At 61.4% G+C, this 10,667-nt stretch carries 6 protein-coding genes; all 6 read left to right on the forward strand.

What is annotated here, in order from left to right; translation table 11 throughout:
* The first annotated feature begins 98 nt into the window (after positions 1-98).
* Positions 99-1,049 (forward strand): sigma-54 dependent transcriptional regulator, encoded by a 951-nt coding sequence (locus tag LLH00_10350; GenBank protein MCE5271669.1) that lies wholly within the window; start codon positions 99-101, stop codon positions 1,047-1,049.
* Between the two features lie 230 nt (positions 1,050-1,279).
* Positions 1,280-1,666 carry a response regulator gene (locus LLH00_10355; protein MCE5271670.1) on the forward strand — a complete coding sequence of 129 codons (387 nt, stop codon included), beginning with the start codon at positions 1,280-1,282 and terminating at the stop codon, positions 1,664-1,666.
* Positions 1,667-1,987: 321 nt separating this feature from the next.
* Positions 1,988-5,203, forward strand: a complete 3,216-nt coding sequence (locus LLH00_10360) for a TonB-dependent receptor (protein ID MCE5271671.1) — start codon at positions 1,988-1,990, stop codon at positions 5,201-5,203.
* 61 nt (positions 5,204-5,264) lie between these two features.
* On the forward strand, positions 5,265-8,579 hold the full coding sequence (locus tag LLH00_10365; GenBank protein ID MCE5271672.1) for a hypothetical protein: 3,315 nt from the start codon (positions 5,265-5,267) through the stop codon (positions 8,577-8,579).
* A 65-nt stretch (positions 8,580-8,644) separates the two neighbouring features.
* Entirely contained in the window at positions 8,645-9,859 is a 1,215-nt protein-coding gene (locus LLH00_10370; GenBank protein ID MCE5271673.1) for a PorV/PorQ family protein, read from the forward strand.
* Positions 9,860-10,104: 245 nt separating this feature from the next.
* Positions 10,105-10,667, forward strand: a 563-nt coding sequence (locus LLH00_10375) for a hypothetical protein (GenBank protein MCE5271674.1), incomplete at its 3' end; no start/stop codon positions are given.

The raw sequence follows: 10,667 nt of genomic DNA on the forward strand, positions 1-10,667 counted from the left end.
AAGTGGCCGAGGTCGTGCGCCAGACCACGGATTACCTGAGGCAGGCCAGCCTGTGCGAGGTGGCCGGGCTGGGCCAGATCGGCGTGTTCTCGGAGCGTATGAAAGAGTTGCTCACCCTGGCGCGGCGCTACGGCCAGGACCGCACGATGCCGGTGCTGATCGAGGGTGAGACCGGCACGGGCAAGGAGATCATCGCCCGGATCATCCACCACGAGGGCAACGTTTCGGACGCGCCGTTCGTGGCGATCAACTGCCCGGCCATCTCAGCCGGACTGTTCGAGAGCGAGCTGTTCGGCTACGAGAGCGGCGCGTTCACCGGGGCACGCAAGGCCGGCCAGCTCGGCAAGTTCGAGTTCTCCGGAGTCGGCACGGTCTTCCTGGACGAGATCGGCGACCTGCCCATGGAGATGCAACCCAAGCTGCTGCGGGTGCTTCAGGAACGGACTTTCTACCGGGTGGGCGGCCTGCGCCGGGTCGAACTCAGGGCCAAGGTGATCTGCGCCACCAACCAGAACCTGGCGTCCCTGGTCGGGCAGGGGCAGTTCCGGGAGGACCTGTTCTACCGGCTGAATATCGGCAAGATCACCATTCCGCCCCTCCGGGAGCGGCCGGAGGAAATACTGCCCCTGGCCCGGATGTTCCTGGCCCGGTCCGCCACCGCCCGCAAGCGCGAGTTCCGCGACCTGAGCGAACGGACCGAAAAGCTGCTGCTCGGCTACGCCTGGCCGGGCAACGTGCGCGAGCTCAAAAATGTCATCGAGCGGGCGGTGCTTCTGTACGATGGGCCCCGCCTGGAACCGGAGCACCTGGCTTTCGACCGCTCGGGCCAGAGGGCCGGCGCCGCGGTGGCCGAGGCCGCCGGCGATGGAGATTTGGTGATCCCGCTCTCCGGCTCGCATCTGGACATCGACCAGGTGGAGGCGCAGGTGCTCAGGGAAGTGCTGGCCAAGTTCAAGGGCAACAAATCACAGGCCTCGGCCTTTCTCGGGATCACCCCCAGTTCGCTCCGCCGCAAGCTGAGAAGACTGTCCGTCCCTGACTCTTTTTAATCCCCTTTCCAGCCTCTAAAAATTCCCCGCATAGTGCAGATTGACCCGGGTCAATCTGCACCGGTAGTGAGTATTGCTCCCCCCCTAAAGCGTCATTTCCAACTCCGCCGATTCCCTAAACTCCTGCCAGCAATACAGGAACCCATGCGCGCTTTTTCTGGTTCGGTTTTTGTCAATAGCGCAATCAACCTCCCGCGACAGAAAAAGTGACAGAACAGGAAAACTGATTCATGCCCGTGAAAAAAAGCCGGGAAACGATCCTGATCGTGGATGACGATCTGGCTTTCGCGCGCAAGGTCAGCGATTCGCTCTCCCTGCTGGGCCTGGAGGTCATGGTGACCAACGACCCGCTGGCCGCGCTCGAGATCCTGGACTCTTTCTCTTTCGAGCTGGTCATCGCCGGTTGCGGCATGGCCAAGCTGTCCGGCCTGGAGGTGCTGAGCCGGGTCCGGGAGCGCCATCCCGCGCTTCCGGTCTACCTTATCTGCGCCAACCCGGACCAGCGTGTCCGGGAGGATTGCCTGGCGCGCGGGGCGGCGGGTTTCTATCTCAAGCCCCTGGATTTCGAACAGATGCTCCTGTCGGTCTACCGTCAGGAGTACGCCCGTCTGGACTGAGCACGGCCCGGGCGGGGCACCCGGAGTCCTCCCAGCGGGAGGGTGCTTCCGTAGCCCAATCGTAACTGCTGCAACATAATCGCACTCCTCACCCTGACGGTTAGCGGGACTGTCAGGGCGGAGTCCACCGGCCTGGGCCCGGGGGAAGCCGGGGCATTTCCGGCTCCGGGCCAGGCCCGGTGGATACTCTCACCCGAAAGGAGGCGGCCTATTCCATACCTGGTTAACCGGTTTCAGAGCTGAAAGGTTCGTTGCATCAACCGGTAACTCTCAAACTGAAGAACCAACCGCAGTGACAGGTTCTTCTCTGGAGGGCGATTTATGTTGAAATCAGGAAGCAGACTTGCTCTTGCCACGCTTGCAGTCCTGCTGGTTATGTGCGTGAGCGCCCTGGCCCAGCTCAACACCTCGAAGGTCGAGGGTGTGGTCAGGGACAAGGAAACCGGCCAGCCGCTGGCCGGGGCACAGGTGATGATCGAGGGCACCCGGCTGGGGAACGTGACCAACGCCGACGGTTACTATTTCATCCTGAACATCCCGCCCGGACGGCGCTCGATCACATTTACCTACACCGGCTACCAGAAAACCACTATTTCCAACCAGCTTATCCTGGCCGGCCAGACCGTGACCGTGAACGCCACTCTCAGCTCCAGTGTGGTGGAGCTTGGCGGGATCACCATCGAGGGCGAATCCGAGGTGCTGGTGCCCAGGGATAACACAGTCTCCAAACAGCGTATTACCGCCGCGAGTATCTCCGAGACCCCGACCAGCAGCCTGGACCAGCTGATGCTGCTCGAGGCCGGCGTGCAGACCGGCGGACCGGGGGCCATGGCCCGCGGCATGCGCATCCGCGGCGGCCGCCTGGGGAACGAGGTGATGGTGGTGGACGGCGTCGCGGTGCGCAACTATACCGCCGACCCGTTCAAGGAGGGCCTGGGCTGGGCCTGGAACCAGGAGTTCGCCGCTCTGAGCGAGGATGTCAGCCCGCTGGATATTTCGACCCAGGCCGTGGAGCAGGTGGATATCATCACCGGCGGTTTCCAGGCCGAGTACGGCAACGCCCAGTCCGGCATCATCAATGTCGTGACCAAGGAGGGTGGCGCGGACTGGGTCGGCAACACGCGTTTCACCACGGATGAGGTCAACCCCCGCACCGCCGATTACGGCTACAACCAGCTCACCGCCAGCCTGGGCGGGCCGATTCCCGGTGTCAAGAACCTTTACATACAGGGCTCCGGCGAGATCCAGGGCCAGGCCGACCGTAATCCGACCCACGCCGATGAGGGTTTCCGCGGGGTGAACCAGCGTTTCGTGGACATCCTGAACGAGTCGGTGCGCAACGACCCGATACTCGGCAGTCAGGAGCCGGCGTACACCCTCGACATGCTGAAGCGCGGAACGGAATTCTATGCCTCCAAGACCGGCGGCAACGCCTCGCTGTTCACTCCGGGCAACCCAGTGCGCGTGTCGGACAACTGGGGTGACCGAACCCTGACCTCGAGCAAGCTCACCTACTACCCGATCAAGGGAGTAAAGCTCCTGGGGTCGTACAATTTCTCGCGTATCCAGAACAGTTTCCCTTCTCAGTACGCGGGTTACGGAAGTTATTTCATGAACGGGATCGCCACGGAAAAGGAATTACCCCACAGGGACTGGTCCACCGCCAACGGCGACTGGAAGGATGCGGACGGTCTGTGGACCTGCTACGTCCCTATGGCCTATGCCCGCCGGACCCGCACCTCCAACCTGCTGGCAGGCTTTGACTGGGATTTCCTGCAGAGCTCTCAGCGCAACGCCAGCCTTCAGTTCCGCTTCACCCGGATGCGGACCCAGGATATCAACAGCTCCAGCCTCAAGGACAACTATTTCCGCTCCGATCACACCACTTTCGGCGGCTGGTCCATGCACGACATCCCCTTCGAGGTGGAGACATTCCCGGGCCGGAATTTCCCGGTGGACGGCTCGGCGGAAGCCTTTCTGTACTATCCGGACGGTTCGTCGGGGCGCTGGATGACCACTTGGTACTTCAATACGCCTTTCGCGCTGGCAACGTCCGAGACCTTCTATTACCTGTCCTATTTCTACTCGCGGGAGTTCCAGAACAACTACAAAGCCGACCTCGATTTCCAGCTCAACCGTCAGAATCGCGCCAAGATGGGGATCCAGTTCTCGGATTTCTCGAACAACAAGTACCAGACCAACCCGATGAGTCAGCAGCGTAACCTGGACAACGAGTTCAATTACTCGCCGAATGTGATGGGCCTTTACCTTCAGAACCGGACCGACCTCGGCGATTTCGTTCTCAATTACGGCGTCCGTTACGACCGGTTCAATCCGGTCAACAACTGGGGTTTCCGCAACGGGGACGATTACGGCGACTTTTTCAAGACCAGGGTGATCGATGAATGGTCGCCGCGTTTCGACGTGGGTTTCCCGGTGACTGACAAGGCCCAGCTCCGTTTCTCTTACGGCGTGTTCACCCAGTTGCCCAGCTTTGCCTATATCTTCAGCGGCAGTAACCCCGGCGGTCTGGGGTACTCGCGCACGGACGCTTTCGAGGCCGGCCTGAGCTACCTGATCGGCGAGAACATCGTTCTGGACGTGGTCTCCTACTACCGCGACATCCTGGGCGATGTATCCACCAAGACTTTCTTCCGCGATTTTTACGCCGCTCACGAGGGCGTGCACTACCGCTACAACACCACCGGCTATACCAACCGCGACAACGGCAACATCAAGGGCATGGACCTCACCCTGCGCAAGCGGTTCGCCAACAACTTCGCTTTCGACGCAATCTATACCCTTCAGTTCTCACGGACCACCGGCAGCTCGTACGGCAGCACCTCCGAGTGGGGTTCTTTCCTCGACCCGGCCACGGGTGAGGCGTACAGCCCGCCGGATGAAATCCGTCCCATCGACGGCGATGTGACCCACAAGGCCACTTTCAACCTGAACTACCTGTTCCCCAGGGATTTCAGGAGCGGAACGCTGGCCGGCAACATCCTGAAGGATTTCCGGATCTACTCGGTGCTCACCCTGATGAGCGGCCCGCCGGCGTTCGACCTGGTTCGTTCCGGCGGCGGCACCTCCAGCCGCAACAACGCGGATGATGTCACCTGGCTGACCCGCCGCAACGGCCGGCCCATCGGCGGCGTGAACTATTTCCGCACCCGCTGGGACTACAACCTGGACCTGCGCCTGAGCAAGTCCCTGTCCCTGACCGGCAAGAAGCGCTTCAACGTGTTCGTGGAAGTGTTCAACGCGCTCAACAACAAGCTGCACACTCCCTATCCCTCCGGTTACGGTTATACGAGCAGCTATTACCGTCCCAACGGCGGCGAGGAGATGGTCTGGAGCGAGAGCCTGAACAACCTTCAGAAAGGCTGGTTCAAGAACGACTACAACCAGGACGGAGTGCTGAGCCTGGAGGAACAGGCCAAGGGAGTGATTGCCAACGCTGCGATGAATGAGATCATGGACAAAACCCAATGGGGCAGCGCCCGTCAGATCCGCAGCGGTGTGGAATTTTCGTTCTGACTCCCGGCAGGCTGCCGGCGATTTACATGACTGGTGAACTAATTACGGCAGGAGATTTCTTATGCACGATAGATATCCGTTACTGAAACTCTGCGTCGTAGCTCTGCTCCTGGGCTTGGCAGCCACCCTCAGGGCGGAGATGAAATCGAAGTACAACTCGCAGGGCAATAATGTCGGCATAACGTTCAACCAGAGTATTGTCGGCTCGGCGATATCGAGCGAATACGACGGGAGCGGCGGAGACCACCAGTTCCCCCGCGGCTCCGGGAATTTCTACCGGATCGGCCGCTACAGTTGGGGCCTCGCGGTCGCCACGGATTATGACGGTGACGGGGTGGCGGGAGACACGGTGACCAACCAGAGCCGGGGGCACGAGTGGGTCGCCTCGCGCCAGTCCCTCGAATACCGCGACAAAATTCTGGAGATGGCCACGGCGGGCGAGGACATGGAGGATGCCGCCAGCCGCATTTCGGTCAACCGGATCTGGACCTCCCTGGACCCCGAGGACCTGGCCGATTGGCCGGTCGAGTTCCGCGAGGGCCGCACCGCGTCCGGCGCTCCCATCCTGCACGGGGCCGAGACCGTGGTCTCGCTCCGCGGCAACGCCTTCAAGACCTGGGGCAACAACCGGCTGGGCGCTTCCATCGAGTATGCCTTTTATTTCCTGAATTACGCCGAATCGAACAACATGGTCTACATGCATGTCTTTTTCCAGAATATGTCCGAGTACTGCCAGTACAACGACGACGATGTTTTCCTGGCGAAAATCGCCGGGACCGCCTCCACCGGACAGACCTGGAAAAGCATGCAGATGACTTTCGCCATTTCTTATGTGGGGACCAACGGTAATTCCTGGGGTGATTGGGCCTGGGCTCACCGTTATTACCCCAAGCAGACCTTTGCGATAGCCGATGGGGATGGCGTAAAAAGCTCTTACTCCGGTTATCCCGTCATTCTGGCTTCGCATCTGCTTAGGCTTCCCACTCTGAGGGGTGAGCAGCTCAGGATCAGCAACACCAACCAGAACTACTGGGACACGGAGCTGGGTTTCTCCCCACTGGACCCGATGATAACCGACGGCAAGGACGGGGATGTCTACCGTTTCGGCCTGGGCCGGTTGGACCCAAATTATCCCACCGAAACCTACGTATCGTATTACAACAACGTGAATCCCTGGTACGGCGGTCCATGCTACGGCTGGCCCGGAGTGCCGCAGGAGGGCGATTCCCGCTACGACAAGTGGATATGGGGTAGAGGAAACTGCGGTTTCGTGCAGGCCTGGTACAGTGATTTCCACGACGTGGCGCCGCGCGATTCGTTCAGTCTGGACAACGTGCTGATGTTCGTCCCGGCGGTGTCCGACCCCTTCGTCTGGCCGAGACTCGAGTATGCCAACATCGACGATCCGACTGTCCAGACCCAGCTTTCCAGAGTCGATGATTATGTCAATGTAGCCGGTATGGTTTACGAGGGCGGATACGTCCTGCCCGAGACTCCCTCGCCGCCGCCCCTGACGATCATCCCGGGTGACAAGCAGGTGACTATCACCTGGAACGACGTGAATGTCAACACGCCGGATGCCTACTACGGGTTCCTGCAGCAACACCCCGAGCTCGACCCCAACCATGTCTACCGTCAGTACGATTTCGAGGGCTACCGCCTGTACCGCAGCTTTGTCGGCCCCAACGACTCGCACTCCGAGATGCTCATGGATTGCAGCCTGAGCGCCGACAATGTCCAGTTCTACTATATCGACAAGCAGACGGCCGACACGCCGTTCTACCGGATGAACAACGGGATGAAGATCTGGTACGCCCTGGTGCCGTACGACAAGAATTACGACACCGGCACCGGCGCGGAATTCAGCCTTCCGGCGCTGACCAGCGGCAAGGTCTGGAACCGTCCGGGCAACGGGCTTTACAATGTCGAGGCGCGCAGCGACGCCGCCAATTTCCGCTTGGCGGATCTGGACGGTGAGGTCGGTTTTGTCGCGGCGGATGGCTCCACGCCCGACGCCTCGGGCTCGGTAGTGCTCCACGGCCCGGGGGACGGGAGCCTGAGCGACCCGCCGCTCCAGCTCGTCCCGCTGCCGCTCAAGGCAGTCAATTTCATTCCGGTCAACAACGAGCGCCTCACCACGGCCAAGACCCTCTACCTGGTCACCGCCGACCGGATCGCCTATGACGACGGCTGCGCCGGCCAGCGCCAGAATGTGGAGAATGTCCTGACCCTGGTCGACGGCAGCTACACCAGCGCCGGAAAGCCGCTGGACGGCGGCGCCGCCGCGCAACCCTCGATCACGATGCAGGGCGCGGTGGATGCCTCCGGCGTCAATTACGCCATCGAGTTCACCTTTAACGGCATGGACCGCTCCGGATCCTACGGCAGCGTGTATCTGCACGCCGATGTCGGCGGATACTCCGGCGCCTCGGTCGAGGTGCTGGATGCCCGCTGGTGCGGCCCGACGGTCAGCCCAGGCACTGCCCCCAGCAACCTGCTTACCACCAAGGCTGGCCGTTACCAGGTGACCTGGAAGGATGCCGGCGGCGGCAACCTGACGGTCGAAGTGAAAGACCTGACCCGCAACGTCGACCTCACCCATGTGGATTACCCGGATGAATGGGGCTGGGGTTTCCAGACCAAGGAAGGCTACGGCGGAGACATGGGCGCCGGCGGCTCCCGCGGCGTCTACTATGATGAAGCCTTTGTCAACCATCTGCCCAAGGCCCAGCGCACGGCGAAGATGGCCGCCACGATGCCGGCCGGCAACAGCGACAAGTTCGGCCTGTTCGTCAACGGCATCCTCTGGGTCTTCCACAAGGACATGGGCGACGGCATCACGATGCCGGCCGCGGGCGCCACGTTCAGCATCGACAACGCCTACGGCTACTGGAACGGCGACAACACCGAGTTCACCCAGATACCGGACATGGCGCACATCGGCGACAAGTGGGAGATCAAGATCAAGCCCTCGACCCTGAACGCCGAGGATGCCGACCTGGGCAAGATCAAGGTGGTGCCGAACCCGTACCTGGCCTCCTCGTTCCTGGACCTGTCGCCCGACAGCCGCCGGATCGATTTCGTCAACCTGCCCGACCGCTGCACGATCCGTATCTATTCGATGGGCGGACACCTGGTCAACGTGCTCAACCATATCGGCGCCAACCGCCACGGCTGGGGCAACTACACCGACTACGACCGTCTGGACTCCAAGGGCAACCCTGCCGTTCTAAGCGGCTACGACAACCACGGCGGAAACGAGCCCTGGAACCTCCGGAACCGCTTCGGGCAGACCGTGGCCAGCGGGCTGTACATATTCCACGTGACTGACTCCCGGGGGAAGACTTTCGCCGGCAAGTTCTACATCGTGAACTGAGTCCCGGGGAAAGGGATGCTTGCAACCTCGGCACATTTTCCCCGCAGCATAACAGGAGGTAGTACATGTTGACAAAAACGGCCCTGCGCGCCTTGCTGATTCTCGGCGTACTCCTGTCTTTCCTGAGTGTCCCGCTGTCCGGGCAGGGAGTATCCAACCAGGCCTACAGCGGACTGGACAAATACCAGACCCAGGGCATCCCAGACGGCGCCTCGTTTGTCGGAGTGCGGGCGGCCGAGTTCCTGGAGATTCCCGTGGGCTCCCGCGGCATCGCCATGGGCAACGCTTTCACCGCTGTGGCGGACGATATCACCGCGATCTGGTGGAACCCGGCCGGACTGGGGTTCATCCAGGACCGGGAGGTCATGCTCACGGTGGTGGACTACACCCTGGACCTGACCTACAGCTACGCCGCCGCGGCGGTGCCCATCGCGGACGGCAACGTCGTCCTGGGCGGCTTCTTCGGCTACCTGGACATCCCGGAGATGGAGATCACCACGATCGGCTCGCCGGATGGGACCGGGCGTACGTTCAACGCCTTCGATTTCCAGATGGGCGGCTCGCTGGCCTACAATTTTTCGGACCGTTTCGTGGGCGGCATCAACGTGAAATACGTGCACCAGGACGTGTTCTCGAACATCAGCGGCAACGCTTTCGCCCTCGACGCCGGCGGTATTTACCACACCGAGTTCATGGACCACGATATCCGTTTTTCATTCGCGATCCAGAACCTGGGGACGAACATCCACATGACCGGCCCGAACCTTCTGTATGAGGTCGGTCCGCAGGATGCCTCGGGCAATTTCCCCACCGGCTACGCGGACTATTCCTCGGACGTGAACGCCCTGCCACGGCGCGCCACCCGCTGGATGACCATCCAGACCCACACCTACCGTCTGCCCACGGTGGTCAAGCTGGCCCTGGCATACAACGTGTTCGAGTCCGAAAAGGCCAACTGGCTGGTCTCGGGCGAGATGCAGCGCAACAGCAACGCCCCGATGAGCTACAGCGTGGGCACCGAGATCAAGTACGGTTTCACGCCTTTCACCTCCGGGGCGCTGCGCATGGGTTTCCTGGCCCAGTCGGATGAGTATTCGAACTCCATGGACGATTTCGGCTACGAGTACCTGGGCCACGATGACGGCAGCCTGCGCGGGTTGAGTTTCGGCGGCGGAGTCAGCCGGACCCTGGGCAGCCGGACGATCAATTTCAGCTACGCCTATCGCAACAAGGGCCGCCTTAGCTCGGATAATTTCTTCACCGTGTCTTTCGGCTTCTGAGCCCGGCCTTGCGGCCCTGAGCCAGTGTGACGAGTGCGGCCTGCCCTCCGCGGCGCGCTCCGGGATACCGGATCGCTCCAGGGGGCAGGTCGCACTTTTTGGATTGGGAACCGATAATGAATTATCTGAAGCGTTGTATTTTGCGGGAGAAGCCTCCATTTTAATGCAATTCATCCGAAAACGATCCAGTCGGAGAGCCTTGCCCGAGCCCCGAAATCGGGAAATTGAATCGAGGGAGAACAGTGATGAGCAAAGGCATCAAGCGTTTCAGGCCCTATCCGCACATCCTGGTGCTGGGCGGGCTGTTTTGCCTGCTGAGCCTGGGAGTGCTGCAGGCCCTGTCGCAGACCGGGGACCAGCCGGGGACAGTGTACGAGGAGGATTTCAACGCGGACGGCAGCGTGGGTGTGCTGGACGTGCTGAGCCTGGTCCTGCTGGGCCGCGAGAACCCGGCCGACCCGCGCGCCGACTACAACGGGGACGGGGGCTATTCCCTGGCCGATGTCACCGCGCTGCTCAGGAACATGCTCCTGGGCCGGCTGACCCCACTTGAGGCGGTGGTGAACCCGGTGGAAAGCGATGAGTTTCTGCTCAATCCAGGAGTTGGGTTCACCTCGCCCAACACCACCGATTCCGATATGCAGCGCTGGAACCCGCGCTACCCGCGCTGCGCCAACGCCTACTACCGCTGGTACTGGAACGAGATCGAGCCGGAAGAGGGCCAGATCCGTTTCGGGATGATCGACACCCTGCTCGATCAGGTGCACCGGGAGAAACAGGCGTTCTGTTTCCGGGTGATGTGCCAGGA

Source organism: bacterium (assembly GCA_021372515.1).
GTDB lineage: Bacteria > Gemmatimonadota > Glassbacteria > GWA2-58-10 > GWA2-58-10 > JAJFUG01.